This is a genomic window from Streptomyces hokutonensis (assembly GCF_042751305.1).
In the GTDB taxonomy this organism is placed as follows: Bacteria; Actinomycetota; Actinomycetes; order Streptomycetales; family Streptomycetaceae; genus Streptomyces; species Streptomyces hokutonensis_A.
Genome location: NZ_JBHYWD010000013.1, coordinates 230,695 through 256,325, shown reverse-complemented (window position 1 = coordinate 256,325; position 25,631 = coordinate 230,695). Strand labels below are relative to the sequence as shown.

The following is a 25,631-nucleotide window of genomic DNA, read 5'->3' as shown; positions in this document are numbered from 1 at the left end:
TAGGGTGCTCGGCATGAGCATCATCGGGGTTGGTATCGACGTGGCCGAGATCGACCGGTTCGCGGCGTCGCTGGCGCGTACGCCCGGGTTGGCCCGACGCCTCTTCCTGGACAGCGAGTTGCTGCTGCCGAGCGGGGAGCGCCGGGGGGCCGCCTCCCTGGCCGCCCGTTTCGCCGCGAAGGAGGCTCTGGCGAAGTCGCTGGGCGCGCCGGCCGGGCTGCTCTGGACGGACGCCGAGGTCTACGTCGAGGACAGCGGGCGGCCCCGGCTGCGGGTGACGGGCACGGTCGCCGCGCGGGCGGCCGAACTGGGCGTCTGCTCCTGGCACGTGTCGTTGAGCCATGACGCGGGGGTTGCTTCGGCGGTGGTGATCGCGGAGGGGTGACGGGGAGCCCGGTCCGCCCGGGTGCGTTCCGTGCCCGTTCCGGGGCAGACTCGACCGCATGCGTACTGCGTACAGCGTGGAGACGGTAAGGGCCGCCGAACGGCGGCTGATGGCACGGCTTCCCGAGGGCGCGCTGATGCAGCGCGCCGCGGCCGGACTGGCCGTCGCCTGCGCCCAGTTGACGGGCCGGGTCTACGGCAGCCGGGTCGCGCTGCTGGTCGGCAGCGGTGACAACGGCGGCGACGCGCTCCACGCCGGGGCACGGCTGGCCCGGCGCGGGGCGGCCGTCACGGCGGTGCTGCTCGTGCCCGACCGCACCCACGCGCGCGGGCTCGCGGCGCTGCTCCGCGCGGGCGGTCGTGCGGTGTCGCCGGACGCCGCCGAGGAACCGGTCCTGCGCGCCGACCTCGTCGTCGACGGCATCGTCGGGATCGGCGGCCGGGGCGGGCTGCGGCCGGACGCCGCACGGCTCGCGACCCTCGCCGGGGACTCCCGGGGTGTCGTCGTCGCCGTAGACCTCCCGAGCGGTGTCGAGGCGGACACCGGCGAGGTGCTGGGCGCCGCGGTCCGGGCCGACCTCACCGTTACCTTCGGCACCCACAAGCCGGGGCTGCTGATCGACCCCGCGCGCGAGTACGCCGGTTCCGTACGGTTCGTCGACATCGGCCTCGGCGCCGAACTGCCCCCCGAACCCGAGCTGGAGGCCCTCCAGCACGCGGACGTGGCGGCGCTGCTGCCGGTGCCGGACGCCGAGAGCGACAAGTACCGGCGCGGGGTCGTGGGCATCGCCGCCGGGTCCGGGCGCTACCCGGGCGCGGCCGTGCTCGCCGTCGCGGGGGCGCTGCGGGGCGGCGCGGGGGCCGTACGGTACGTCGGTCCGGCCGCGGACGCGGTGATCGCGCGGTTCCCGGAGACCCTGGTGTCGGACGGGGGTCCGGACAAGGCGGGGCGGGTGCAGGCGTGGGTCGTCGGGCCGGGGGCGGGCGACGACGCGGCGACCGTGGCGGAGGTGGTGACGGCCGACGTGCCGGTGCTCATCGACGCGGACGGGCTGCGGCTGGCCGACCCGGACGCCGTACGGGCGCGTACGGCGCCGACGCTGATGACCCCCCACGCGGGGGAGGCCGCCGCGCTGCTGGGGGTCCCGCGCGCGGAGGTCGAGGCGGCCCGGCTCACGTCCGTGCGGGAGTTGGCGCGGCGGTACGGGGCGACCGTGCTCCTCAAGGGCTCGACGACGCTGGTCGCCGACTCCGGGGGCGGTGCCGTGCGGGTCAATCCGACGGGCACCGGCTGGCTGGCCACGGCGGGCAGCGGGGACGTGCTGTCGGGGCTCGCGGGCTCGTTGCTGGCGGCGGGGCTGCCGGCGTTCGACGCGGGCAGCGTGGGGGCCTATCTGCACGGTCTCGCGGGGCGGCTGGCGGCGGACGGAGCGCCGGTGGGGGCGCACGACGTGGCGGAGGCGGTACGGACGGCGTGGCGGGACGTGCGGGACTGAAGCGTTCCCGCACCTGCGGCACCCCCGCTCGTCAATAAGGGTGACCCCTCCGCGCGGCACCCGCCCGCTGTCGTACCGCCGCGTTTCTCTGATCGCATGATCAGTACACGAATCGCGCACAGAAGCATCGCGGTGCTGCTCACCGCGGTGATCGCCCTCCCCGTCGGGGCCGGGACCGCCTGGGCCGACGGGCCGGCACCGGCGCCCGGGCCCGGCGAGACCGAGCTCGTCCCGGGCGTGCCCCCGGGGCCGTATCAGCCCTGGCAGATCGACACGCCCGACCAGGCCCTCCCACCGAAGGTGTACACGCCGACCGCAGAGGAGGACCGCGTCGAGCCGAGGGACGCGGCACCGGGGACGTACGCGCTCGTCGAGTACGTGCCGATCGGGGACGCCGTGGCGAAAGTCTCGTGCAGCAAGCAGACCGGGCCCTACCAGCGGGGCGTGGAGCGGTGGTTGAAGCTGAAGGTGGACGGCCGGCAGTCGGCCGCCGACTGCAAGGCGATCAGGGCCTTCCAGAAGAAGCAGGGCATCAAGCCCGCGATCGGCTTCGCCGGACCCGTGACCTGGGCGCGCATGCAGTTCCTCGCCGCCAAGAAGAACCCGAACGCGGCCCGTAAGTGCCCCGTCCGCTCGTACCGCGTCGCCTGTGTCGATCTCGACCGGCAGCTCACCTGGGTGCAGAAGGGCAAGAAGGTCGTCTTCGGACCGGTCCCGATGCGCAGCGGACGCACCGGACACGTCACCCGGGGCGGCTGGCACAAGATCTACTGGAAGCACAAGAACCACTGGTCGACGCTCTACAACAGCCCCATGCCGTATGCCCAGTTCTTCGACGGCGGCATCGCCTTCCACGCCGTCTACGGCAGCATCTACACCACCACCGGTTCCTGGGGCTGCGTCAACCTCCGACTGGCCGACGCCCGCAAACTGTGGAGCGTCCTCAAGAAGGGCGACCGCGTCTACGTGTGGGGCCGCAGGCCCGGGAACTAGGCGGGCCTGCGGGCTTGTCGGTCCCCTCTGAGACACTGGGGGCGTCATGAACGAGACAGCACCTGCGCCGACCGCGCCCCTGCGCGCCCGCGCCGAGATCGACCTCGGTTCCCTGCGGGCCAATGTGCGGACCCTGCGCGCCCTCGCGCCGGGCGCCGCCCTCATGGCCGTCGTGAAGTCCGACGCGTACGGCCACGGCGCCGTGCCCTGCGCCCGCGCGGCCGTCGGGGCGGGGGCGACCTGGCTCGGTACGGCCACCCCCGAGGAGGCCCTCGATCTGCGGGCCCGTGCCGGGCTGCCGGCCGGGGTGCGGATCATGTGCTGGCTCTGGACGCCCGGCGGGCCGTGGCGCGAAGCAATCGAGGCCGACCTCGACATGTCGCTCAGCGGCATGTGGGCGCTGCGGGAGGTCGTGGCGGCCGCCCGTGAATCCGGTCTCCCCGCGCGCGTGCAGCTCAAGGCCGACACCGGACTCGGGCGCAACGGCTGCCAGCCCGGGGACGACTGGGCCGAACTCGTCGGTGAGGCCCTGCGCGCGGAGGCCGAGGGCCTGCTCCGCGTCACCGGCCTCTGGTCCCACTTCGCCTGCGCCGACGAACCCGGGCACCCCTCCGTCGACGCCCAACTCGCCCTCTTCCGCGAGATGGTCGCGTACGCGGAGGGCCAGGGCGTACGGCCCGAGGTCCGCCACATCGCCAACTCGCCCGCCACCCTCACCCGCCCCGACTCGCACTTCGACCTCGTCCGCACGGGTATCGCCGTCTACGGCATCTCGCCCAGCCCGGAGGTGGGCACGTCCGCCGACTTCGGGCTGCGGCCGGTGATGACCCTGAAGGCGTCCGTCGCCCTGGTGAAGCAGGTGCCGGGCGGGCACGGCGTCAGCTACGGCCATCACTACGTCACCCCGGGCACGACGACCCTCGGCCTCATCCCCGTCGGCTACGCGGACGGCATCCCCCGGCACGCCTCCGGCACCGGCCCGGTGCTGGTCGGCGGCAAATGGCGCACGGTCGCGGGGCGGGTCGCCATGGACCAGTTCGTCGTAGACCTCGGAGGGGACGAGCCGGAGCCCGGGACCGAGGCGGTCCTCTTCGGCCCCGGTGACCGCGGCGAGCCCACCGCCGAGGACTGGGCACAGGCGGCCGGCACCATCGCCTACGAGATCGTGACCCGCATCGGAACGCGCGTTCCCCGCGTCTATGTCAATGAGGACGTCCCCGTGGAGGACGAGGTCGCCCTCGTCGTCGATCAGGTCGTCCCCGGGTATGAGTCGGACGACGCAGCGCAGGGCCGGGACGGGAAGAGGAGCGGCACGTGAGCGAGAGCAGTGCGGAGGCGGTCGCCGAACTCGCCTCCGCCGCCACGGGGGTGGCCGGCAACTGGAGCAAGGTGGCCGGCATCGCGGGCGCCGCGATAGGCGTGATCGCCGCGGGTGCCGCGGCCGGTGTCGCCATAGAGCGGATGACCGTCGGGCGCGGCATGCGCGAGCGGGCGCGGCTCGCCCTGGACTCCACGGGACCGTACGGCTCGCTGCGCGGCACCCCTGGCACGGCGCGGGCCGACGACGGCACCGAGCTGTACTACGAGGTCGACGACATCGAGCCGGAGGTCGCCGTCACGCCCAAGCGGCGGCGGCTCTTCGGGCGCAAGGCGCCCGCCCCCGTCACCGTCGTCTTCAGTCACGGCTACTGCCTCAACCAGGACTCCTGGCACTACCAGCGGGCGGCCCTGCGCGGGGTCGTCCGGACAGTGCACTGGGACCAGCGCAGTCACGGCCGTTCCGCGCGCGGGGTCGCGCAGCTCGAGGACGACATGCCGCTCACCATCGACCAGTTGGGCCGAGACCTGAAGGCCGTGCTCGACGCGGCCGTGCCCGAGGGGCCGATCGTGCTCGTCGGGCACTCCATGGGCGGCATGACGGTGATGGCGCTCGCCGACCAGTACCCGGACCTCATCCGCGACCGGGTCGTGGCCACCGCCTTCGTCGGTACGTCCTCCGGGCGGCTCGGCGAGGTCAACTTCGGGCTGCCCGTCGCAGGCGTCAACGCGGTACGGCGGGTGCTGCCCGGCGTGCTGAAGGCGCTCGGACAGCAGGCCGCGCTGGTGGAGCGGGGGCGGCGGGCCACCGCCGATCTGTTCGCCGGGATCATCAAGCGGTACTCGTTCGCGTCGCGGGACGTCGACCCGGCGGTCGCGCGGTTCGCCGAGCGGATGATCGAGGGCACGCCCATCGACGTGGTCGCCGAGTTCTACCCGGCCTTCACCGACCACGACAAGACGGCGGCCCTCACCCACTTCAAGGACATGCCGGTGCTCGTGCTGGCCGGGATCGGCGATCTCGTCACGCCCAGTGAGCACAGCGAGGCCATCGCCGACCTGCTGCCGGACGCCGAGCTGGTGCTCGTGCCGGACGCCGGGCACCTGGTCATGCTGGAGCACCCGGAAGTGGTCACCGACCGCCTCGCCGACCTGCTCACCCGCGCGGGCGCGGTGCCCGCAGGGGCTACCGTAAGTGGCTATGGAAGCACCAGCAGCACCGCACGACGCGGCTGAGCCCCTGTCCGTCTCGATCACCGTCAACTCCCCCGAGCAGATGGGGGAGTTGGGCCGCCGCCTGGCCAAACTGCTGCGCGCGGGCGACCTCGTGATGCTGACCGGGGAGCTCGGCGCCGGCAAGACCACGCTGACCCGGGGACTGGGGGAGGGGCTCGGCGTGCGCGGCGCGGTCACCTCGCCGACGTTCGTCATCGCCCGCGTGCACCCCTCGCTGGGGGAGGGACCGCCGCTGGTCCACGTCGACGCGTACCGCCTGAGCGGCGGGCTCGACGACATGGAGGACCTCGACCTCGACGTCTCGCTGCCCGAGTCGGTGATCGTCGTGGAGTGGGGCGAGGGCAAGGTCGAGGAGCTGACGGACGACCGCCTGTCGGTCGTCATCCACCGGGCCGTCGGAGACACCACGGACGAGGTACGGCACGTCACTGTCACCGGGCTCGGTGAGCGCTGGGCCGCGGTCGAACTGGGCGTGCTCGGCGCGTGACGTCCCGGGGCGGGGCGGGTGGGTTCCGACAAGGTGTCGGCAAGATGTTGCGTTTCGGGTCTCGCGCGTGGTCACATGGTATCCAGTTCGTAGTTAGGTCTACCTAACTACGTCCGCCCCCAGGTCCCAGGAGGCGTCCATGTCGGCTTCGTCAGCTTCAGAGAACCAGGACCGCCCGCAGCCGTATGTGTTCGCCGGGGTGTCCATGCGGGAGTTGTTGGCGGCGGGCGAGGCGGCGAAGGCGGTCTGCACGCCGCCCCGCGCGCCGGTGGCTCCGCCGGTTGAGCGGCGTAAAGCTGCGTAGTCGTCTGTCCGCGGGCCGGTGGGGGCTGGTCGCGCCCGCGCGGCGGAGCCGCAGATCGATACAGCCCCGCGCCCCTACCGGGCGCGCCCCCGATTAGTGGATCACCACCACCGACTGCCCGATCGTCGCGAACTCCCACATCGCCGTGCCGTCCTCGACCGACTCGCGGATGCCGCCGGACCTGACCGTGGAGTCGGGTTGCCGGGTCGCGCCGTTGACCGCCGCGCTGAAGCCGATCGCGAGCCCGTCCGTGCTGGCGAAGCGGACGACGTGCTGGATGGGGGTGCCGTCGGTGCCGGTGACCGCGTTCGAGCGGGACGTGACCCAGTAGGAGCCGAGGGTCGGATCCACCGTGCCGGGGGTGACCTTGAACGTGCGGTTGACCTTGTTGTTCTCGGCGACGAGCCACACCCGGTCGTCGTCCAGCGAGTACACGACCCGTTCGCCCTTGCCGGAGCCCGCGGGCAGCGCGGCGGGGTTCTTCTTGTCGCGGGGCGCCTTCGAGGTGGCCACCGCCGGCGGGGCGCTCGCGCGGGCCGTACTGCCCAGCCCGGCCGGGACGCTCGCCGACGCCTGATAGGCGAGGAAACCGACCGTGGCGACGGCCGCCACGGTGAGCCCGGCCACGATTCCCGAGCTGCTGCCGGCCATCGGCGCCCACCTCCGTGTCTTGTATGTCCAGTAAGTGCGGTGACTGTAGGTGACGGTAGCAGTCGGGCCGGGCCGACCGCGGCGGCCGTGCCCGGGGCGCCGGAGCCGTAGGCTGTTTGCGTGCTCTTGCTCGCTCTGGATACCGCCACTCCCGCAGTCACCGTCGCCCTGCACGACGGCGAGGCCGTCATCGCCTCGTCGAGTCAGGTGGACGCGCGCCGCCACGGTGAGCTGCTGCTCCCGGCCGTCGACCGTGTGCTCGCCGACGCGGGACTCAAGCTCGACGCCGTCACCGGAATCGTCGTCGGCATCGGCCCCGGCCCCTACACCGGGCTGCGCGTCGGACTGATGACCGCCGACACGTTCGGGCTCGCGCTCGGCGTGCCCGTGCACGGTGTGTGCACGCTGGACGGCCTCGCCTACGCCGCCGACCTCGCCGGCCCCTTCGTCGTGGCCACCGACGCGCGCCGCAAGGAGGTCTACTGGGCGCGCTACGCCGACTCGCGTACGAGGGTGACCGACCCGGCCGTCGACCGGCCCGCCGACATCGCCGGCCGGGTCGCGGGAGTGCCCGCCGTCGGCGCGGGCGCCCTGCTCTACCCGGACACCTTCCCGGCCGTCCACGAGCCCGAGCACGTGTCCGCCGCCGCACTCGCCTCCCTGGCCGCCGAGCGACTGGCGGCGGGCGTCGAACTCCCCGCGCCCCGGCCGCTCTATCTGCGCCGCCCCGACGCCCAGGTCCCCAAGAACTACAAGGTGGTCACCCCCAAGTGACCGAATCCACGAGCCCTCGGCTGCGCGAGATGCGCTGGTGGGACATCGACCCCGTGCTGGAACTGGAGAAGGACCTCTTCCCCGAGGACGCCTGGTCCCGGGGCATGTTCTGGTCCGAACTGGCCCATGCGCGGGGCGCCGAGGCGACCCGCCGGTACCTGGTGGCGGAGGTGACCGGCGAACAGTACGAGGGCGGTGTCCGGGTCGTCGGCTACGCGGGCCTCGCCACCACCGGCGACCAGGCCGACATCCAGACCATCGCAGTCGCCCGCGACCACTGGGGCACCGGCCTGGGCTCCACCCTCCTGACCGAACTCCTCAGCGCGGCAAGCGAGTTCGAGTGCGCCGAGGTCATGCTCGAATGCCGCGTCGACAACGTCCGCGCGCAGAAGCTCTATGAGCGCTTCGGCTTCGCGCCCATCGGCTTCCGGCGCGGCTACTACCAGCCGGGCAACGTCGACGCCCTGGTGATGCGCCTGACCGACCCGTCAACTTCCGTACAAGGAACCGAGATCAATGGCTGACGAACCTCTCGTCCTCGGCATCGAGACCTCCTGCGACGAGACCGGTGTCGGCATCGTCCGCGGCCACACCCTTCTCGCCGACGCGGTCGCGTCCAGCGTCGACGAACACGCCCGCTTCGGCGGGGTCGTACCGGAGGTGGCCTCCCGCGCCCACCTGGAGGCGATGGTCCCCACGATCCAGCGCGCCCTGAAGGACGCGGGCGTCAGCGCGAGCGACCTCGACGGCATCGCGGTCACGGCGGGCCCCGGGCTCGCGGGCGCGCTGCTGGTCGGCGTCTCGGCGGCGAAGGCGTACGCCTACGCGCTCGGCAAGCCCCTCTACGGCGTGAACCACCTCGCCTCCCACATCTGCGTGGACCAGCTGGAGCACGGCGCACTCCCGGAACCGACGATGGCCCTGCTGGTGTCCGGCGGCCACTCCTCCCTCCTCCTCTCCTCGGACATCACCTCGGACGTACGGCCGCTGGGCGCGACGATCGACGACGCGGCGGGCGAGGCCTTCGACAAGATCGCGCGTGTTCTGAACCTCGGCTTCCCCGGCGGGCCGGTCATCGACCGGTACGCGAAGGAGGGCGACCCCACGGCGATCACGTTCCCGCGCGGGCTGACCGGGCCGCGCGACCCGGCGTACGACTTCTCCTTCTCCGGGCTGAAGACGTCCGTGGCCCGCTGGATCGAGGCGAAGCGGGCGGCCGGGGAGGACGTGCCGGTGCGCGATGTGTCGGCGTCCTTCCAGGAGGCCGTCGTCGACGTCCTCACCCGCAAGGCCGTACGGGCCTGCAAGGACCAGGGCGTCGACCACCTGATGATCGGCGGCGGAGTCGCCGCGAACTCGCGGCTGCGGGCGTTGGCGGCGGAGCGCTGCGAGGCCGCCGGCATCCGCCTCCGCGTCCCGCGCCCGAAGCTGTGCACGGACAACGGCGCGATGGTCGCCGCGCTCGGCGCGGAGATGGTGGCCCGCAACCGGGCCCCCTCGGACTGGGACCTCTCGGCGGACTCGTCGCTTCCGGTCACGGAGACGCACGTCCCCGGCCACTCCCACGACCACGTGCACGAGGTCAGCAAGGAGAACCTGTACTCGTGACGGTCGCACTGATGTGGGAGGCGAGGGCGGCCGAAGGGCGGGGCGAGGAGCTGTTGTCCTGGGCCCGGGCACAACGGCTGTCGGCCGAGCCCCTGCGCCGGGAGCTCCTCCGCGCCCCCCAGGACCGCGTCCTCGTCATCACGTGGTGGGACGCGGACTACGACACCGAGCTGCCCGAACTTCCCGAGCCGGAGGGGGAGTTGGTCATGCGGGCGGTGCATCGGTGGCGGTTCGAGTCGGTGGGCGAATAACAAGAGTTTTGTTAAAATGGGGTCATGGCTGATTCTCCCCTGCCCGGTGAAGGCCCCGTCCGTCCGGTGTCGGTGTCGCTCCACGAGGGCACCATCGCCGCCCTCAAGGCGCGCACCGGCAAGCGGGGCATGTCCGCCTACGTGGAAGCACTCATCCAGCGCCAGCTGGAGCGGGATCGGCTGCGTGAATTGATCGAGGACGCGGAAGCCGCCCACGGTCCGGTGGATCCGGCCGGGGTCGAGGCCAAACGGGCCCTCCTGCGCGGCGGCTCGACGGGTTCGGCCGACGCCGCGTGAGCGGCACGCTGGTCCTCGACTGCGAGGGCCTTTCCAAGCTCGTCGGCCGCACTCCGGAACTCACCGAGTGGCTCGTCGCGGCCGAGGCCGAGGACATTCGCGTGGTCGTCAGCTCCGTGACCCTCGTAGAGGCGCGCGACCCCAGGACCCACCAGGCCCGGTTCGACCACGCCGTCTCGCGTGTCAACGTCGTCCCGCCCAGCGAGGCGATCGCCCGCCGGGCGAGCAAGCTCCTCGCCTCGGCCGGACTGCACGGTCACAAGTACGCGCTCGACGCGATCGTCGCCGCGACAGCGCTGGCGTCGCCCGCGCCCGTCACCGTGCTGACCTCCGACCCCGAGGACCTCCGGGACCTGTGCGGTGCCGGAGTCCACGTGATCAAGATCTGAGCCGCACCGGGTCTCATCCCTCTGCCCGTACCTCCGTCTCGCACAACAGCCGCCGGTCCGTGCCCAGTACGCGTTCCGGCCCCGTCAGCGTCACCCGGGCAGTGTGCCGTACCTCCGCGCTGGACGCCGCCAACCTCAGCTCCAGCGCCCCCGGTTCAACCACCCGCCGCCCCGACCGGTCGGTGAACGCCGACAGATCGGCGTGGAAGTGGAAGGTCACCCGGGACGCCTCGCCCGGGTCCAACTCCACTCGCCGGTAGGCGATCAGGCGGACGTCGGGGCGCGTCACCGAAGCCACCGGGTCGTGCAGGTACAGTTGGACGACCTCCGCTCCCGCCCGGTCGCCGGTGTTGCGGACGGTGAGGGTCAGGTCGTAGGAGCCGTTCGTGTCGATCTCCGACTGACTTGGTTCGGCGGGCTCCCACGCGAACGTCGTGTACGAGCGGCCGTGGCCGAAGGCGTACAGCGGGGTCGGGTCGAGGCTGCTGACCTCGTCGGCCAGGCCCAGCGGGGGCTGGAGGTACGTCCACGGCTGGCCGCCCGGCACGTGCGGGACGCTCACCGGGAGGCGGCCCGACGGATTGACGCGGCCCGACAGCACTCCCGCCACCGCCGGGCCGCCCTCCTCCCCCGGGAAGAACGCCTGGACCACCGCGCCAAGGCGTCCGTGCCAACGGCCCAGCGCGTAGGGGCGGCCGGTGAGGAGGACCAGGACCACCGGGACGCCCGTCGACACGAGCGCGTCCAGCAAGCCCGCCTGGACACCGGGCAGTTGGAGGTCGGCGACATCACAGCCCTCGCCCGACGTGCCGCGCCCGAACAGGCCCGCCCGGTCGCCCAGCACCGCCACGCACACATCCGCCTCGGACGCCCGCGCGACCGCCTCCTCGAAACCGGCCGTGTCCGGGCCGGACACGTCGCACCCCTCCGCGAACATCACCTTGGCGTCCGGGAGTTCGGCCCGCAGCGACTCCAGCAGGGTGGGGATCTCGATGCCCATCGGCACCTCGGGGTGGTGGACGCCGACGTGGGACGGGAAGGAGTAGCAGCCGAGCATCGCCAGCGCGTCGGCCGCCCTGGGGCCCACGACCGCGATCCGGGCGTCCGGCGGGAGGGGCAGTACGCCGTCCGGGTTGTCCAGCAACACCACTGACTCCTCGGCCAGTTGGCGCGCCAGCGCGCGGTTCGCCGCCGAGTCGAGATCGATCCTGCCGGTCGGCTCCGGCGCCCAGTCCTCGTCCAGGAGTCCCAACTCGGCCTTCTGCAACAGCACTCGGCGCGCGGCCCGCTCGATCAGCGACTCCGGTACGCCCCCCGCCCGCACCGCCTCCACCAACGGCTTCCCGTAGCACTTCAGCGTCGGCAGCTCCACGTCGATCCCCGCCGCCAGCGCCGCGTGCGCCGCCTCCGCCGGGCTGCCCGCCACCCGGTGCAGCGTCTCCAGGAAACCGATGCCGAAGTAGTCGGCGACCACCGTCCCGGTGAACTGCCAGTCCTCCCGCAGGAGTCGGGTCAGCAGCACGGGGTCCGCCGACGCCGGTACGCCGTCCGTCTCGTTGTACGCCGCCATCACCGACCGCGCGCCGCCCTCCCGCAACGCCATCTCGAACGGCGGCAGCACCACGTCCGCGAACTCCCGCACCCCGGCCCGCACCGGCGCCAGATTCCGCGCCCCCACCGAGGACGCGTACCCCGCGAAGTGCTTCAGCGTCGCGACCACCCCGGCCGACTCGAGCCCCCGCACATAGGCGGCACCGATGGTCCCCACCAGATACGGGTCCTCCCCGATCGTCTCCTCCACCCGCCCCCACCGCGGATCCCGTACGACGTCCAGGACCGGGGCGAGCCCTTGGTGGACGCCTGCCGCGCGCAGGTCGGCGCCGATGTGCCGGGCCATCTCCTCGACCAGCGCCGGGTCGAAGCTCGCGCCCCAGGCCAGCGGCACCGGGTACGCCGTCGCACCCCACGCGGTGAACCCCGCGAGGCACTCCTCGTGGGCGACGGCCGGAATGCCGAACCGGCCGGCCGCCGCGATCCGGCGCTGCGCACGGGCCAACGCCTGCGCGCCCAACTCCGGGTCCACCGGGGCCGTACCGAAGGAACGGGTCAGCTGCCCCAGACCCTTTGTGATCAGCTCGTCCCAGTCGTAGTCGGAGGTCATCTCCCTTTGCAGCGGGGCGACTCCGTCGCCGTCGGTGTCGGCACCCACCCAAACGCCGTACAGCTGGGCGGACTTCTCCTCCAGGGTCATCCGGGCGAGCAGGTCGTCGACGCGGGCGGCGGCGGGCAGGGCGGGGTCGCGCCAGGGGGCGGTGGTCATGAAACTCCTGTCAGAGGAAGGGGGTTACTTTCCGCCTACGCCCATCAGACCGCCGACCAGGGCGCGCCGGGCCACCAGGTAGACGGCGAAGATCGGGATGCCGGAGAGGACGACCGAGGCGAGCAGCGCGGGGATGTTCACGCCGAACTGGCTTACGTAGTTGAAGAGTCCGAGGGTGAGGACCCGGGGCCCGTCGGACTGGGTGAAGATCAGCGGGAAGAGGAAGCCGTTCCAGGCCTGGAGCGCGGTGTAGATGACGACGGTGCTGATACCGCCCTTGGTCAGCGGGATGACCAGCTGGAACAGCATCCGGGTCGCGGAGGCGCCGTCCAGTGCCATCGCCTCGTACAGGTCCTCCGAGATGTCCCGCAGGGTGCCGGTCAGCACCAGAACGGAGACCGGCATCGCGAAGGCCGCGGTGGGGAGGATGACCGCCAACAGGCTGTCGTACAGGTTGAGTTTGGCGATCATCAGGTACAGCGGGACCACCACTGCCTGGGCCGGGATGGCGACTCCCAGCAGGAACAGGCGGAAGGCCGCGCTCGACCAGACCGTGCGGGTGCGTACGGCGACGTAGGCGAGCGGCACGCACAGCACGAGCACGATTCCTACGACCGCTGCCGCCACCAGTGCCGTGTTGGCGAGGAAGTGGCCGAAGCCGTTGTGGAGAACGGTGTTGTAGTTGGCGAAGGTCGGATTGGTGGGCGGCTTCAGGGCGTTGTTGCCGAGGGCCTTGTCCTGGCGGGTGAGCGAGGCCGAGATCATCGCGTAGATCGGGACGATGACGACGGCCAGCCAGAGGAGGGAACCGAGACCGGCGAGGGGGTTGGGGCGCCTGCTCCAGTGCCGGCGCCGTCGGGGCCGCGGCTCTTCCACGGGCCTCTCCTCCGTCTTCACCGGACGCGGCAAGGTGTCGTGTGACACTCCGTCACATCCCTTCGCGGGTACTGCGCATGGCGCCGAAACCGGTGAGCCGGACCAGGACCAGGGACAGCGCGGTGGCGGCCACGACCAGGAAGGTCGCGATCGCGCTCGCGTAGCCGAAGTCGTAACTCTTGAAGCCGGCCTCGTACATCAGGTACGGCAGGATCGCCGTGTCCGTACCCGGGCCGCCCTGGGTGAGGATCAGGACGGTCTCGAAGTAGGTCAGCGAGCCGACGATCATCAGCACACTGGAGGTCGTGGCCGTGTTGCGGAGCTGCGGCAGCGTGATCGAGAAGAACTGGCGGTAGCGGCCCGCGCCGTCGATTGCCGCCGCCTGATAGAGCACTTCGGGTATCTGGCGGGCCCCGCCCTGGTAGATCAGCGTGTGGAAGGGGATGAACTGCCAGCCCCCGACGAACACGATCGCGAGGAACGCGCCACTGGTTGAGCCGAGCGTGTCCTGGTGGATGACGCCGAAGTTCGGGTCGAGCAGCGCGTAGAAGAGCAGCGCGATGGCCGTCGAGGACAGCAGGAACGGCACGAAGAAGATCGCGGAGAGGACGGCTCGGTTGCGCTGGCGGCCGGCGGCCCAGACACCCAGCAGCAGCGACACGACCGTTTGGAAAGCCCAGCTGGTGACCGTCAACAGGACGGTGACGGTGAGGGATTGGGTGAGCCGGTCGTCGTGCAGAAGCTTCTGCCAGTTGGCGAGCCCGACGGGTTTCGGGTCCCCGAGCCCGTTCCAGGTGGTGAAGGAGAGATAGACGGCGAGGACCATGGGGGCGACGGCGAAGAAGACGAAGAACAGAACTCCGGGCACAGCCCAAACGCCGTGAGGTGCAGCGCCCCGATAGGGGCGCGGGGAACTGCGCGACCAGCCACGACGCGCCGGCACCCGACGAACCACCCCCGCCGCGGAGCGATTACTCACTTCAACCCCTTCAGCGCCGACACGAACTCCGCCGGCGAACTCTTCCCCACGAACAGCTTGTTGATCTCCGTGAGCATCGGCGTGGACACATCCGGATCCACCGCCTGGTCCCAGCTCAACGTGAACGCGGGTGCCTGCTGCACCAGTTGGTACTGGAACTTGGCGAACTCGGGGTTGGGGGAGGAGTCGAGCAGCTTCTCCGCGTTGGAGGTGGTCGGGATGTCGCCGTTGGCGACCAGATCCTTCGCGTACGCCTCCGACGCGCAGTCCCGCAGAAACGCGATCGCCGCGTCCTTGTTGCCCGTACGGGCGTTCACGGACCAGTAGTTGGTGGGGTTGCCGACCACGTTGCGGATGTCGCCCGCGCCACCCTCGTACTTCGGGAACGCGGCCCACCCGAGGTTCGTCTTGGCGAAGTCCGGGAACTTGCCGAGCTGCGTCGAGTACTCCCACGAGCCCATCAGATGCATCGCCGCCTTGCCCTTGGCGAAGACCGCGGGCGCGCCCCCGTTGACGTACGACACGGAGCTGAAGCCCTTGCCGAAGGCGCCGTCGTCGATGAGTTGCTTGACGGTCTCGGCGGCCTTGAGGACAGCCGGGTCGCCCCAGCCGGACGCGTCGCCGTTCTTGATGCGATCGAAGACTTCGGGTCCGCCGATCCGGTCGACCAGATACTCCAGCCACATCAGCTCGGGCCAGATGTCGGCGCCGCCGAGCGCGAACGGCGTGATGTTCGCGGCCTTCAGCTTCTTGTTGATGTCGAGCAACTCGGCCCACGTGGTGGGTGGTTGGAGCTTCTGCGCGGCGAAGACCGACTTGTTGTAGAAGAGGATCACCGGCTGCATGCCGCGCATCGGGATGCCGTAGTTCTTGCCCTTGAGCGCGCCCGCCGCGAGCACGGAGGGCAGGAAGCCGCTGCTCAGGACCGGGTCGGACTTGATGGTGTCGGTGAGGTCGACCAGCTGGTTGGCCTCCTGGTAGGCCTTGATGGAGCCGCCGCCCCAGTTGAAGAAGACGTCGGGCGCGTTCGGCGAGCCCATCGCGGTGCGCAGCTTGGCCGGGTAGTCGGTACCGGGCACCTTCTCCAGCTTGATCTTGCCCTTGGCCTTCTTGGCCGCCGCCGACGCGTTGAACCGGGTGACGGCCTTGACCTGGACCTTCGTCGCGTCGTCGCCGTAGACGAAGGCGGTGACCGTACTGCTGCTGCCGGTGCTGTCACTGGAGCCGCAGGCCGTGAGTCCGGCGGTGAGCAGGGTGGTGGCACCGGCGCCGAGCACCCAGCGCCTGCTGTAGGACTCCATATGACGGCCTCTTTCGCGAATGTTTCGATCAGTGTTACGAATGTTCCGGGAACGTATGGCGGGTCTGGAGCTTCGTCAAGAGGTCGCGCAGGGATACGATCGCGGGCATGAAACCTTCGAAGGCCGTAGAAGCGCAGACTGCGACACTCGCTGAGATCGCCCGCGAGGCCGGAGTCTCGGCTCCGACTGTTTCGAAGGTCCTCAACGGTCGCGCCGACGTCGCCCCCGGCACCCGCACCCGTGTCGAGGAACTCCTGCGCGCCTACGGCTACCGGCGCCGCCGCGCCGAGGCGACCCGCTCCCCGCTGATCGACCTGGTCTTCCACGAGCTGGAGAGCGCCTGGGCGCTGGAGGTCATCCGGGGCGTGGAGAACGTGGCGCGGGACGCCGGGCTGAGCGTGGTGCTCAGCGAGAGCGCGGGGCGGCTGACGCCCGGCCGGACCTGGGCCGACCAGGTCGCCGCCCGCCGCCCGCACGGCGTGGTCCTGGTCCTGTCCGGGCTCGACGAGTCCCAGCGGGCGCTGCTGACCAGCCGTTCCATCCCGTTCGTGGTCATGGACCCGGCCGGCGACCCGGGCGCCGACGTGCCGTCGATCGGCGCGACGAACTGGCAGGGCGGGCTCGCCGCCACGCGGCACCTGGTCGAACTCGGACACACCCGGATCGGCGCGATCAGCGGACCCTCCCGCATGATGTGCAGCCGCGCCCGCGTGGACGGCTACCGGGCCGCGCTGGAGACGGCCGGGCTGCCGGTCGACGGCTCGCTGATCACCACCGGCGACTTCCACCACGAGGCCGGCTACCGGCTGGGGCTGGAACTGCTGCGCCGCCCGGACCGGCCCACCGCCGTCTTCGCCGGCAACGACCTCCAAGCCCTCGGCCTGTACGAGGCCGCGCGCGAACTCGGCCTGCGCATCCCGGAGGACCTGAGCGTGGTCGGCTTCGACGACCTCCCGGTCGCCCGCTGGGTCGGCCCGCCGCTGACGACCGTACGACAGCCCCTCACCGAGATGGCCGAGGCGGCGGCGAAGCTGGTGCTCGACCTCGCGCGCGAGCCGGAGTCCTCGGCGGCGCGGCGGGTGGAGCTGGCGACGAGCCTGGTGGTGCGCAGCAGTACGGCTCCGCCGGCCGCGGAGTGACGCCGGTGGCCGGAAGGTGACGTATTGACGAGTGGGGGGAGCCGCCCCACACTCCTCCGAGGCCAATCGGTTGCACAACCGAAACTTTCGGAGGCATCCGCATGAGATCTCTGAGAACCGGCTTGTCCCTGGCGGCCCTGGTCACCGGCGCCGCCCTCCTCTTCACGGCACCCGCCGCGCACGCCGCCGACACCCCGCTGCGCGACCTCGCCGCCGCGAAGGGCAAAGTCGTGGGCACCGCGGTCACCGGCTCCAAACTCACGGGCAGCTACGGCGACATCGCGGGCGCGCAGTTCAGTTCGCTCACCCCCGGCAACGCCATGAAGTGGGGGACCGTAGAGCCCACGCAGGGCAGCTTCGACTGGACCGAGGCCGACCGGATCGTCGCCTTCGCACAGGCCCACAACCAGCAGGTGCGCGGCCACACCCTGGTCTGGCACAGCCAGAACCCGAGCTGGCTGACCAACGGGACATGGACGTCAGCCCAGTTGAGCAGCCTGCTGCAGAACCACATCAGCACCGAAGTCGGCCGCTACAAGGGCGAGATCGCCGCCTGGGACGTGGTCAACGAGCCCTTCAACGAGGACGGCACCTACCGCTCGACGCTCTGGTACAACGGCCTCGGCGCCAACTACATCGCGCAGGCGCTGACTTGGGCCCACGCGGCCGACCCGGCGGCGAAGCTGTACATCAACGACTACAACGTCGAGGGCGTCAACGCGAAGTCCACCGCCCTCTACAACCTGGTCAAGTCCCTTGAAGCGGCGGGCGTTCCGATCGACGGAGTGGGGTTGCAAGCTCACCTGATCCTCGGTCAGGTCCCGGCCACCCTCCAGCAGAACATCCAGCGCTTCGCCGACCTGGGTGTGGACGTGGCGATCACCGAACTCGACGTACGCGTCGCGCTCCCGGCCGACAGCGCCGAACTCGCCCAGCAGAAGGCCGACTTCAAGAGCGTGGTCGCCGCCTGCGCGGCAGTGGCCCGCTGCGTGAACATCACCGTCTGGGGCTTCACCGACTCCGACTCCTGGGTGCCGGGCACCTTCCCGGGCTACGGGGCGGCGACGCCGTACGACGAGAACTACGCGCCGAAACCGGCGTACTACGGCATCGCGGAGGCACTCGGCGGCACTCGGTCCACGGCTGGTTGCGCGGCCACGTACGGCGTGACGAGCCAGTGGAGCACCGGATTCACCGGGCAGGTGACGATCGCCTGCACCGGCACCGCGCTGTCGTCCTGGAACGCGAGCTGGACGTACGGCGCGGGCCAGCAGCTCACGCAGGCCTGGAACGCCACGTGCACCCAGTCCGGGGCGGCCGTGACCTGTACGAACGCGACGTACAACGGCACGGTCCCGGACGGCGGCTCCGTGACGTTCGGGTTCAACGCGTCCTGGAGCGGAGGCAACCCGGTACCGGTGGTGACCTTGGGATGAGGGAGGCGGGGGGAGTGAAACGAGGGTGAGAACCGTGAGATTTTCCGCAGAAAACCGTCCCGGGACGTCTCCCCTAACTTTCTCCTAATAATTCGGACTTACGTTCCTCTCCGTGACGGACAACGAGAACGCCGACGGGGACAGACGAGTGGGCCGGCGGTCGAGGGTGCTGAAGATCGCCGGCCTCACTCTGGCGGGCGTCCTGGTCCTGGGCGTAGCCACGGCGGGCTGGGCCTACTGGCACCTCAACAACAACATCAAGAGCGTCGACATCGACAGCGCGCTCGGCGCCGACCGCCCCGCGAAGGCGGTGACCACACCCTCGACGTCCGCCTCCGCGTCCGCCGCCCCCGTGCCGACCGGCTCCGTGAACATCCTGGTCCTCGGCTCGGACTCGCGCAGCGGCAAGGAGAACCAGGCGCTCGGCGGCGGCGACAGCTCCGGCGCCCGCTCCGACACGGCGATGGTCGTGCACATCGACGCGGGCCGTAAGAAGGCCACGATCGTCAGCATCCCGCGCGACACCCTCGTCACCCGCCCGTCCTGCCCGCTGAAGTCGGGGGGCTCGACCTCCGTGGCGTACAGCGCGATGTTCAACAGCGCGTACTCGGTGGGCGGTCCGGTCTGTGCGGTCAAGACGGTCGAGTCGATCACGGACGTCCGCATGGACCACTACATAGAGATCGACTTCGCGGGCTTCGCGAAGCTGGTGAACGCGCTGGGCGGCGTGACGGTCACCACCACCGAGGACATCGACGACGACGACAGCCACCTGCACCTGAAGAAGGGCACCCACCACCTCAACGGCAAGCAGGCGCTGGCCCTCGCCCGCACCCGGCACGGCATAGGCGACGGCAGCGACCTGGGCCGAATAGGCCTCCAACAGATGCTGGTGAAGGCCCTGTTGACCCAGATCTCCTCCCACGACCTCCTCACCGACCCCACCAAGCTCTACGAGGTCACCGACGCGATCACCGACAGCCTCACCACCGACACCGGCCTCGACTCCCTCAGCGAACTCATCAGCCTCGGCGAGAGCCTGAAGGGCCTGTCGGCGGACGCGGTGACGACGATCACGATGCCGGTGGTGACGGCTCCGTCCGATCCGAACCGGGTGGTTGCCGAGGAGCCGGCGGCTAGCAAGTTGTGGGAGTCGTTGAAGTGACCGGCCGCCACAACCGAAGCGCGCGCTGAGCGGTCTCGTTCGGTGACCTGTCGGAGGGACCGCCGTGGGAACCATGGTCTCGGTCAGGGGCTGGCTGGAGTGCGACGACGGACAGCCGGCCCGGATCAGGCAGACCGTGGAAGCGGACGATCCGGAGCGCACCTACAGCGGGGGCCGGGCCTTCCCCGCCCGGCAGTACGACAACCTCGGCCGGGCCTTCGACGGGGGCAGCATCCGCGCGGTGGCCCTCGACCGGTTCGAGGAGAGGCTGCGGCGGATCGCCCGGATCCCGGCCACCGACCCGGACGACGAGTACGACGAGAGGCCCGTGCCTGTTCCTGGTCAGCCACGACGTCGACGGCATGAGCGAGTGGCGGGTCGGCAACGGCGATCCGGTGATCGGTCTTCCGGCCGGGGAGTACCGCTACCTCGACGCCCAGCCGGATCACGCAGTCGTACGAGAAAAAAATCTTCGGGAAATCCCGGCGAGTGTGTCGATCCGCCGCCCCCTCGTTCGACGCATGGTTGAAAGGCCGGGAAGGACCCGGCCGACATCCGACCCGAGGAGTCACCATGCCCCGTTATCTCTCCCTCGTGCAGATCGACGAGAAGACCGCCCCCGCCGAGGGCCCGAGCGCCGAACTGATGCAGCGGATGGGCGAGTTGATCGAGGAGATCACCAAGGCCGGAGTGATGCTCGACACCGCCGGCCTCACGCCGACCGCCCAGGGCGCCCGGGTCCACTGGGAGGGCGGGAAGATCTCCGTCACCGACGGGCCCTTCACCGAGTCCAAGGAGGTCGTCGGCGGCTACGCGATCATGCAGTGCAAGGACATGGCCGAGGCGCTGGAGTGGACGAAGCGGTTCCTGAAGGTGCACGAGGAGTTCTGGACCGTGACGTGCGAGGTGCGGGAGATCGCGGAGGGCTGAGCGGCCCCCGTACTGCCGTGGCCGGTCCCGGTCTTCCTTGGCCCGAGGCCGCCGGGGGTGTTGCATGGTGGGTTGTGACTCCGGAATCACAGCCCACCGCGGCCCCGCACGGCGCCCCCACGGACCGACGTGGCACCGCCACCGACCCGCACACCGCCATCGAGACCGTCTTCCGCATCGAGTCCCCGCGCATCATCGCCGCCGTCGCCCGCACGGTCCGTGACGTCGGCATCGCCGAGGAACTGGCCCAGGACGCCCTGGTCGCCGCCCTAGAACAGTGGCCCCGGGACGGCGTCCCCGACAACCCGGGCGCCTGGCTCATGGCCACCGCCAGACACCGTGCCGTCGACCTGGTCCGGCGCCGCGAGAACTACGCCCGCAAGCTCCAGGAGATCGGCCGAACCCTGGAGACCACGGCCCCGCCCGAGGAGCCCTCCGCCCCCGACGACATCGACGACGACCTCCTCCGCCTCGTCTTCACCACCTGCCACCCGGTCCTGTCCCCGGAGGCCCGCACCGCCCTCACCCTGCGCCTCCTCGGCGGCCTGACCACCCCCGAGATCGCCCGCGCCTTCCTCGCCCCCGAACCGACGATCGCCCAGCGCATCGTCCGCGCCAAACGCACCCTGGCCACCAAGAACGTCGCCTTCGAGGTCCCCTACGGCCCCGACCGCGAGGCTCGCCTCGGCTCCGTCCTCGACGTCATCTACCTCATCTTCAACGAGGGCTACGCGGCGACGGCGGGCGACGACTGGCTCCGCCCCGGCCTCTGCGAGGACGCGCTCAGGTTGGCCCGTCTGCTGACGGGCCTGATGCCGAAGGAGCCCGAAGTACACGCCCTGGCCGCCCTGTTGGAGTTCCAGGCCTCACGCTCGGCCGCCCGCACCGCCCCGGACGGCGACCCCGTTCTCCTCAGGGACCAGAACCGCCGCCGCTGGAACCGCCTGCTCATCGCCCGAGGCATCACCGCCCTCGGCCGCGCCGACACCGTGTCCACCGGCGCCCCCGGCCCCTACGCCCTCCAGGCCGCCATCGCCGCCTGCCACGCCCACGCGTACACCTACGACGAGACCGACTGGCCGACGATCGCCACCCTCTACGGCCTTCTCGCCGCCCGATCCCCGTCCCCCGTGGTCGAGTTGAACCGCGCGGTAGCCGTCTCGATGGCGGACGGCCCGGCCCCGGCCCTGGAGATCATCGACACCCTCGCCACCGAACCCGCCCTGCGCGACTACCACTTGCTGCCCAGCGTCCGCGGCGACCTGCTGCTGCGCCTCGGCCGTACGGCGGAGGCGAAGGCGGAGTTCGTACGGGCGGCCTCACTGGCACGCAACGAACGCGAACGCCAACTCCTGCTGCGCAGAGCCGAAGAGGCGCACTAGTGGCTGCCCGCTCAGGTCCGGGAGGACTCGTCGGAGTCGGCCGCTGCGGTCTTGCCCGCGACCCCTGACCGGGCGACGTCGCCGACCGCCACACAGATGCCGAAGACGCGGTCGTGGCCGGTCCAGCCGTTGACGCGGCCACGGTTGTTGCTGATCTGCACCCGCTTCCTGGCGAGGTCCACGGACGACACCAGGTGCAGGTGGACCGTCCCCGCGACACGGGCGAGGACGATGTCTCCGACCTCCACCTTCGACGGGTCGACCGGAGCGACGACCACCCGCTGCCGACTGCGTATCAGCGGGACCATCGAGGAGCCGCTGGGCCGGAACGTCACGGTGGCCCCACCGGCGACCCTGCCCGCCACAGCGTCCAATGCACCCATCCGACGAGCGTGGCAGATTCCTCCGCCTCACCCCACCGAATTACTGCTGATGTGCACTAAACCGGCCGCCCGATCAACATCGCCGGCGCCCCCGCCACCCGAGTCAGAAACACCGTCGCCGAGTTGGGCCCCTGAGGCTTCACCTTCCGCCGCAGTTCCTCCGGTTCGACGGCCGACCCCCGCTTCTTCACGGTGAGGACGCCCACCTCCCGTTCCCGGAGCAGCGCCTTCAACTTCTTTACGCCGAAGGGGAGTTGGTCGGTGATCTCGTAGGCGGAGGCGTACGCGGTCGGCCGTAGGTCATCGGCCGTCACATACGCGATGGTCTCGTCGACGAGCCCCCCGCCGACCTCCTCCGCGACCTCGGCGACGAGGTGGGCGCGGATGACGGCGCCGTCGGGTTCGTACAAGTACCGGCCCACGGAACGGACTTCGGGGTCGGGTAGTCCGCGGCCGTGCAGAACGCGTGGGCCGGGGAGGAGAGTTGCCCGTACGGCACCCGGCCGTACCCCCGCCCCGAACCACAGCACCGCCTCCTTCACATCGCCCCCGTCCGAGATCCACTCCGCCTCGGCCGTCGCCGGGATCGCCTCGTGCGGCACGCCGGGTGCGATCTTCAGCGCGGCGAGCGGGGCCGTCGTAGCGGCGCCGACGGCCCAGGACAGCGGGGGCGAGTAGGCCTCGGGGTCGAAGATGCGGCCCCGGCCGCCTCGACGGGCCGGATCCACGAACACGGCGTCGTACGTGGACGTGTCGACGTCCGTGACGTCCGCCTCGCGTACCTCGATCAGGTCGGCCAGGCCGAGCGCCTCCGCGTTCGCGCGCGCCACGGCGGCCGTCAGCGGGTCGCGGTCCACGGCCAGCACGCGTACGCCCGCCCGGGCCAGCGCGATCGCGTCGCCGCCGATTCCGCAGCAGAGGTCGGCGACGGAGGTCACGCCCAGTTCGCGCAGGCGTCCGGCGCGGTAGGTGGCGACCGCCGCGCGGGTGGACTGTTCGAAGCCGTTCGGGGTGAAGAACATCCGGTCGGCGTCCTCGGGCGCGAACTTCGCCACCGCCGCCCGCTGCCGCAGCCGGGCCTGGCCGAGGGCCGCCGAGACGAGGTCGGCGGGGTACTCGCGGCGCAGCCGGGTCGCGACGGCGAGTTCCTTGGCGGGGTCGGTGCCGCGGACCTCGTCGAGGAGGGCGTGGCCCTCGGGGGTGAGCAGGGCGGCGAAGGCGAGTACGGGGTCGTTCACCGGGACATTGTGGGCCAGTCGGTGGACGGTGTGCCTCCGGTGGCGGTGTGTTGGCGGTGTCGCCACGGGATCGGGGCCGGGGCCTGAAAAGATCCGACGTCATGCGAGTAGTCGTACAAAATGACATCAATCGGGCGTACGGAAACGGGGCGACTCGGCGTCGGAGGGCGGGCGTCCGTGGCGCGCTCGCCGCCCTCGCGCTCGCCGCCGTCGTCTCCGGCTGCACCCAGCCAGGCGGCGCCGACAAGGCCGCCCCTCCGGCGCACGGCGCGCAGCCCCTGCACGCGCCCCCGGCCCGCGCGCTCGACTCCTACGCCTCCAGGCTGCGCGCCGCCTACGCCGCCCGGGGCGCCGCCGCGAAGCGCTGGGGGCTGGCCAAGGTGCCGCTCCAGGCCCCGCCGGCGCCCGCGCACAAGCCGGAGATCACCGCGCGCAAGGGCTTCGAGGTGGACGACCAGGAGGAACTGAACCTCCCGCCGGTCTTCACCACCATCCCCACCAAGCAGAAGATCGTGTTCCTCACCATCGACGACGGCGAGGAGAAGGACCCCGCGTTCCTGCGGATGATGAGCGACCTGAAGATCCCGTACACCGCCTTCCTGAGCAACTACCTGGTCAAGGACGACTACGGCTACTTCAAGAAGATGCAGGCCGAGGGCCACACACTCAACAACCACACCCTCACGCACCCGTACCTGCCCGGCCTGTCCTACGCCGAGCAGAAGCGCGAGATCTGCGGCATGCAGGACATCATGAAGAAGCAGTTCGGCCAGGCGCCGACGGTCTTCCGGCCGCCGTACGGGAACTACAACCACGACACCCTCGTCGCCGCCAAGTCCTGCGGCATCAAGTACGCCCCGATCTGGGACGAGGAGGTCTACGTCGACCACTGGGAGTACCGTGAGGACGACCGGGACCTGCACCCCGGGGACATCGTCCTGACCCACTTCCGGGGCCGCGCGGACTGGAAGGGCACCATGGTCGACGACATGCGCCGCTTCCTCGGCAAGGTCACCGCCGAGGGGTACGCGGTGGCGCGCCTCGAGGACTACCTGTGAGGGTCCGGGTACCGGTGGCCGTCGCCCTGGCGGCCACCCTCCTCACCGGCTGCGCCCAGTCCGTCGACCCCATCGAACGGCTCGGCAAGAAGGCCGCCCAGCACGTCCGCCCGCACGGATCGTCCCGCGAACAGCCGTACCGCCATTGGGGTCTGACGGCCCCCCTGGCCCCCGCCCCGAAGCCGTCCCCAGGACCCCCCGCCCGCTCGGCGGGCCCGGCCCTCCCACCCGTCGTGGACCACGTCCGCACCCGCGACAAGGTCGTCTTCCTGACCTACGACCACGACGCGGGCGCCCGCCCGGACCCGGGCTTCGCCGACATGGTCCGCGAACTGCGCCTGCCCGTCACCGAGTTCGGCACTCCCCAGGACCGCCGCCCCGTCGCGGGCCTGCCCTACGACACCCAGCGCACCGAGATCTGCGGCACCCGGACCCGGCTGCTCAGGCCCCCCTACGGCACGTACGACACGACCACCCGACGGGCCGCCGCCGACTGCGGCGTCTCCGCCCTGGTCCTCTGGCGCGCCTCCACGACCACCGGAACCGTCACCTACGCCCGAGGCCCCCACCACCTCACCGCGGGCGACATCGTCCGCATCACCCCGACCGACACGACGGCCCGGCTGCTCCGGGGGATCCAGGAGCGGGGCCTGACGGTGGGCCGCCTGGAGGACTACCTCTGACGCGCCGGGCGGGAGTGTCAGAGGTCCCGGATAGCCTGCCGCGCACGTCGAACGGCGGTGAGCGGAAAGGGGCTTGCGAATGGGTGGCGACCAGTGGACCTCGACGGGGCCGTACCGGAAGGATCTCGAGTCGGCCTTCCGGCAGGCGCAGGAACAGAAACTGGCCGAGGACGACCACGGGTTCCCGGGGCGGGACATCGTCGATCTGTGGGAGGACGACGGCTGGAGGGAGTACATCCTGACGGGCGGCACCTCCTCCGTGCTCGACTTCTACGACCTCGTCGACGCCGAGTCCGGGGACGACTTCGCCATGATGCGACCCCTGACCGAGGACGAGGTGCGCGACTGGGCACCGGAGGGCAGACCCACCCGCGAGCAGTGGATCGCCGCCCTCCGCACCTGGACCCTGGACTTCCCGGGCCGCGGAACAGGCCGTTGCACGATCCTCTATCGCGACGGCGAGCCGACGGAGATCGGCTACTGGGGATGCACGGCGGACTAGTGCCTCTCAAATGCTGGTCGGCCCCATCAGCCCGTCCGGCGTTTGAGGACGA

Annotated in this window: 28 protein-coding genes; 21 read left to right on the top strand and 7 right to left on the bottom strand. The window is 71.2% G+C overall.

Annotation, left to right across the window (positions count from 1 at the left end; translation table 11 throughout):
- The first annotated feature begins 13 nt into the window (after positions 1-13).
- The 7 genes from ACFXC1_RS31715 to ACFXC1_RS31685 all read left to right on the top strand — a co-directional run bounded on the left by ACFXC1_RS31715 (position 14) and on the right by ACFXC1_RS31685 (position 6,217).
- Positions 14-385 carry a holo-ACP synthase gene (locus tag ACFXC1_RS31715; protein WP_381249002.1) on the top strand — a complete coding sequence of 124 codons (372 nt, stop codon included), beginning with the start codon at positions 14-16 and terminating at the stop codon, positions 383-385.
- A 58-nt stretch (positions 386-443) separates the two neighbouring features.
- The gene (locus ACFXC1_RS31710) at positions 444-1,880 is read left to right on the top strand and encodes an NAD(P)H-hydrate dehydratase (RefSeq protein ID WP_381248999.1); all 1,437 of its coding nucleotides are present in this window, start codon (positions 444-446) and stop codon (positions 1,878-1,880) included.
- Between the two features lie 96 nt (positions 1,881-1,976).
- On the top strand, positions 1,977-2,873 hold the full coding sequence (locus ACFXC1_RS31705) for a L,D-transpeptidase family protein (protein ID WP_381248996.1): 897 nt from the start codon (positions 1,977-1,979) through the stop codon (positions 2,871-2,873).
- 46 nt (positions 2,874-2,919) lie between these two features.
- A complete protein-coding gene (gene alr / locus ACFXC1_RS31700; RefSeq protein ID WP_381248993.1) occupies positions 2,920-4,191 on the top strand; it encodes an alanine racemase in 1,272 nt (423 codons plus the stop codon).
- Complete coding sequence (locus tag ACFXC1_RS31695; protein WP_381248990.1) at positions 4,188-5,426, top strand: alpha/beta fold hydrolase; 1,239 nt, start codon at positions 4,188-4,190, stop codon at positions 5,424-5,426. Before alr ends, ACFXC1_RS31695 begins: the two co-directional genes overlap by 4 nt.
- On the top strand, positions 5,392-5,913 hold the full coding sequence (gene tsaE, locus ACFXC1_RS31690) for a tRNA (adenosine(37)-N6)-threonylcarbamoyltransferase complex ATPase subunit type 1 TsaE (protein WP_093628653.1): 522 nt from the start codon (positions 5,392-5,394) through the stop codon (positions 5,911-5,913). Before ACFXC1_RS31695 ends, tsaE begins: the two co-directional genes overlap by 35 nt.
- Positions 5,914-6,052: 139 nt before the next feature.
- Entirely contained in the window at positions 6,053-6,217 is a 165-nt protein-coding gene (locus ACFXC1_RS31685; RefSeq protein WP_381248987.1) for a hypothetical protein, read from the top strand.
- 93 nt (positions 6,218-6,310) lie between these two features.
- On the opposite strand, the gene ACFXC1_RS31680 is transcribed toward ACFXC1_RS31685, so the two are convergent.
- On the bottom strand, positions 6,311-6,868 hold the full coding sequence (locus ACFXC1_RS31680; protein WP_381248984.1) for a hypothetical protein: 558 nt from the start codon (positions 6,866-6,868) through the stop codon (positions 6,311-6,313).
- Positions 6,869-6,988: 120 nt separating this feature from the next.
- On the opposite strand from ACFXC1_RS31680, the gene tsaB reads away from it, so the two are divergent.
- Genes tsaB through ACFXC1_RS31650 form a run of 6 tightly spaced genes read left to right on the top strand, consistent with a single transcriptional unit; the run spans position 6,989 to position 10,187 of the window.
- Positions 6,989-7,642 carry a tRNA (adenosine(37)-N6)-threonylcarbamoyltransferase complex dimerization subunit type 1 TsaB gene (gene tsaB / locus ACFXC1_RS31675; protein WP_381248981.1) on the top strand — a complete coding sequence of 218 codons (654 nt, stop codon included), beginning with the start codon at positions 6,989-6,991 and terminating at the stop codon, positions 7,640-7,642.
- A gap of 29 nt (positions 7,643-7,671) precedes the next feature.
- Entirely contained in the window at positions 7,672-8,166 is a 495-nt protein-coding gene (gene rimI / locus ACFXC1_RS31670; RefSeq protein ID WP_381249038.1) for a ribosomal protein S18-alanine N-acetyltransferase, read from the top strand.
- Positions 8,159-9,250: a tRNA (adenosine(37)-N6)-threonylcarbamoyltransferase complex transferase subunit TsaD gene (tsaD, locus tag ACFXC1_RS31665; protein ID WP_381248978.1), complete on the top strand. Its 1,092-nt coding sequence runs from the start codon at positions 8,159-8,161 to the stop codon at positions 9,248-9,250. Before rimI ends, tsaD begins: the two co-directional genes overlap by 8 nt.
- The gene (locus ACFXC1_RS31660; protein ID WP_381248975.1) at positions 9,247-9,501 is read left to right on the top strand and encodes a hypothetical protein; all 255 of its coding nucleotides are present in this window, start codon (positions 9,247-9,249) and stop codon (positions 9,499-9,501) included. The genes tsaD and ACFXC1_RS31660 overlap by 4 nt, the downstream gene beginning before the upstream one ends.
- 24 nt (positions 9,502-9,525) lie before the next feature.
- Positions 9,526-9,798 (top strand): hypothetical protein, encoded by a 273-nt coding sequence (locus ACFXC1_RS31655; protein WP_381248973.1) that lies wholly within the window; start codon positions 9,526-9,528, stop codon positions 9,796-9,798.
- Entirely contained in the window at positions 9,795-10,187 is a 393-nt protein-coding gene (locus ACFXC1_RS31650) for a type II toxin-antitoxin system VapC family toxin (RefSeq protein WP_381248970.1), read from the top strand. The genes ACFXC1_RS31655 and ACFXC1_RS31650 overlap by 4 nt, the downstream gene beginning before the upstream one ends.
- A 13-nt stretch (positions 10,188-10,200) precedes the next feature.
- Here ACFXC1_RS31650 and ACFXC1_RS31645 read toward each other — a convergent pair whose 3' ends face one another.
- Genes ACFXC1_RS31645 through ACFXC1_RS31630 form a run of 4 tightly spaced genes read right to left on the bottom strand, consistent with a single transcriptional unit; the run spans position 10,201 to position 15,663 of the window.
- Entirely contained in the window at positions 10,201-12,507 is a 2,307-nt protein-coding gene (locus ACFXC1_RS31645) for a beta-xylosidase/alpha-l-arabinosidase (protein ID WP_381248968.1), read from the bottom strand.
- A 24-nt stretch (positions 12,508-12,531) separates the two neighbouring features.
- Positions 12,532-13,431: a carbohydrate ABC transporter permease gene (locus ACFXC1_RS31640; RefSeq protein WP_381248965.1), complete on the bottom strand. Its 900-nt coding sequence runs from the start codon at positions 13,429-13,431 to the stop codon at positions 12,532-12,534.
- Between the two features lie 4 nt (positions 13,432-13,435).
- Positions 13,436-14,326, bottom strand: coding sequence for a carbohydrate ABC transporter permease (locus ACFXC1_RS31635; RefSeq protein WP_381248962.1), 891 nt, complete (start codon positions 14,324-14,326; stop codon positions 13,436-13,438).
- 32 nt (positions 14,327-14,358) lie between these two features.
- A complete protein-coding gene (locus ACFXC1_RS31630; protein WP_381248959.1) occupies positions 14,359-15,663 on the bottom strand; it encodes an ABC transporter substrate-binding protein in 1,305 nt (434 codons plus the stop codon).
- 107 nt (positions 15,664-15,770) lie between these two features.
- Between ACFXC1_RS31630 and ACFXC1_RS31625 the strand changes: the two genes are divergently transcribed.
- The 5 genes from ACFXC1_RS31625 (at position 15,771) to ACFXC1_RS31605 (ending at position 21,715) form a co-directional block, all read left to right on the top strand.
- Positions 15,771-16,802 carry a LacI family DNA-binding transcriptional regulator gene (locus ACFXC1_RS31625; protein ID WP_381248956.1) on the top strand — a complete coding sequence of 344 codons (1,032 nt, stop codon included), beginning with the start codon at positions 15,771-15,773 and terminating at the stop codon, positions 16,800-16,802.
- Positions 16,803-16,903: 101 nt separating this feature from the next.
- Entirely contained in the window at positions 16,904-18,238 is a 1,335-nt protein-coding gene (locus ACFXC1_RS31620; RefSeq protein WP_381248953.1) for an endo-1,4-beta-xylanase, read from the top strand.
- Between the two features lie 112 nt (positions 18,239-18,350).
- Positions 18,351-19,403 (top strand): LCP family protein, encoded by a 1,053-nt coding sequence (locus tag ACFXC1_RS31615; RefSeq protein ID WP_381248950.1) that lies wholly within the window; start codon positions 18,351-18,353, stop codon positions 19,401-19,403.
- Between the two features lie 573 nt (positions 19,404-19,976).
- Entirely contained in the window at positions 19,977-20,333 is a 357-nt protein-coding gene (locus ACFXC1_RS31610; RefSeq protein WP_019066747.1) for a YciI family protein, read from the top strand.
- Between the two features lie 74 nt (positions 20,334-20,407).
- Positions 20,408-21,715: an RNA polymerase sigma factor gene (locus tag ACFXC1_RS31605; RefSeq protein ID WP_381248947.1), complete on the top strand. Its 1,308-nt coding sequence runs from the start codon at positions 20,408-20,410 to the stop codon at positions 21,713-21,715.
- Between the two features lie 11 nt (positions 21,716-21,726).
- Here ACFXC1_RS31605 and ACFXC1_RS31600 read toward each other — a convergent pair whose 3' ends face one another.
- Together ACFXC1_RS31600 and ACFXC1_RS31595 are read right to left on the bottom strand one after the other, a co-directional pair.
- Positions 21,727-22,098: a S24/S26 family peptidase gene (locus ACFXC1_RS31600; RefSeq protein ID WP_381248944.1), complete on the bottom strand. Its 372-nt coding sequence runs from the start codon at positions 22,096-22,098 to the stop codon at positions 21,727-21,729.
- Between the two features lie 56 nt (positions 22,099-22,154).
- Positions 22,155-23,336 (bottom strand): THUMP-like domain-containing protein, encoded by a 1,182-nt coding sequence (locus ACFXC1_RS31595; RefSeq protein ID WP_381248942.1) that lies wholly within the window; start codon positions 23,334-23,336, stop codon positions 22,155-22,157.
- Positions 23,337-23,437: 101 nt separating this feature from the next.
- Here ACFXC1_RS31595 and ACFXC1_RS31590 point away from each other — a divergent pair, with 101 nt between their 5' ends.
- The 3 genes from ACFXC1_RS31590 to ACFXC1_RS31580 all read left to right on the top strand — a co-directional run bounded on the left by ACFXC1_RS31590 (position 23,438) and on the right by ACFXC1_RS31580 (position 25,579).
- Positions 23,438-24,394 (top strand): polysaccharide deacetylase family protein, encoded by a 957-nt coding sequence (locus ACFXC1_RS31590; protein ID WP_381248940.1) that lies wholly within the window; start codon positions 23,438-23,440, stop codon positions 24,392-24,394.
- Positions 24,391-25,077, top strand: coding sequence for a hypothetical protein (locus ACFXC1_RS31585; protein WP_381248937.1), 687 nt, complete (start codon positions 24,391-24,393; stop codon positions 25,075-25,077). Before ACFXC1_RS31590 ends, ACFXC1_RS31585 begins: the two co-directional genes overlap by 4 nt.
- A gap of 79 nt (positions 25,078-25,156) precedes the next feature.
- Positions 25,157-25,579, top strand: coding sequence for a hypothetical protein (locus ACFXC1_RS31580; RefSeq protein ID WP_381248934.1), 423 nt, complete (start codon positions 25,157-25,159; stop codon positions 25,577-25,579).
- Positions 25,580-25,631 lie beyond the last annotated feature (52 nt).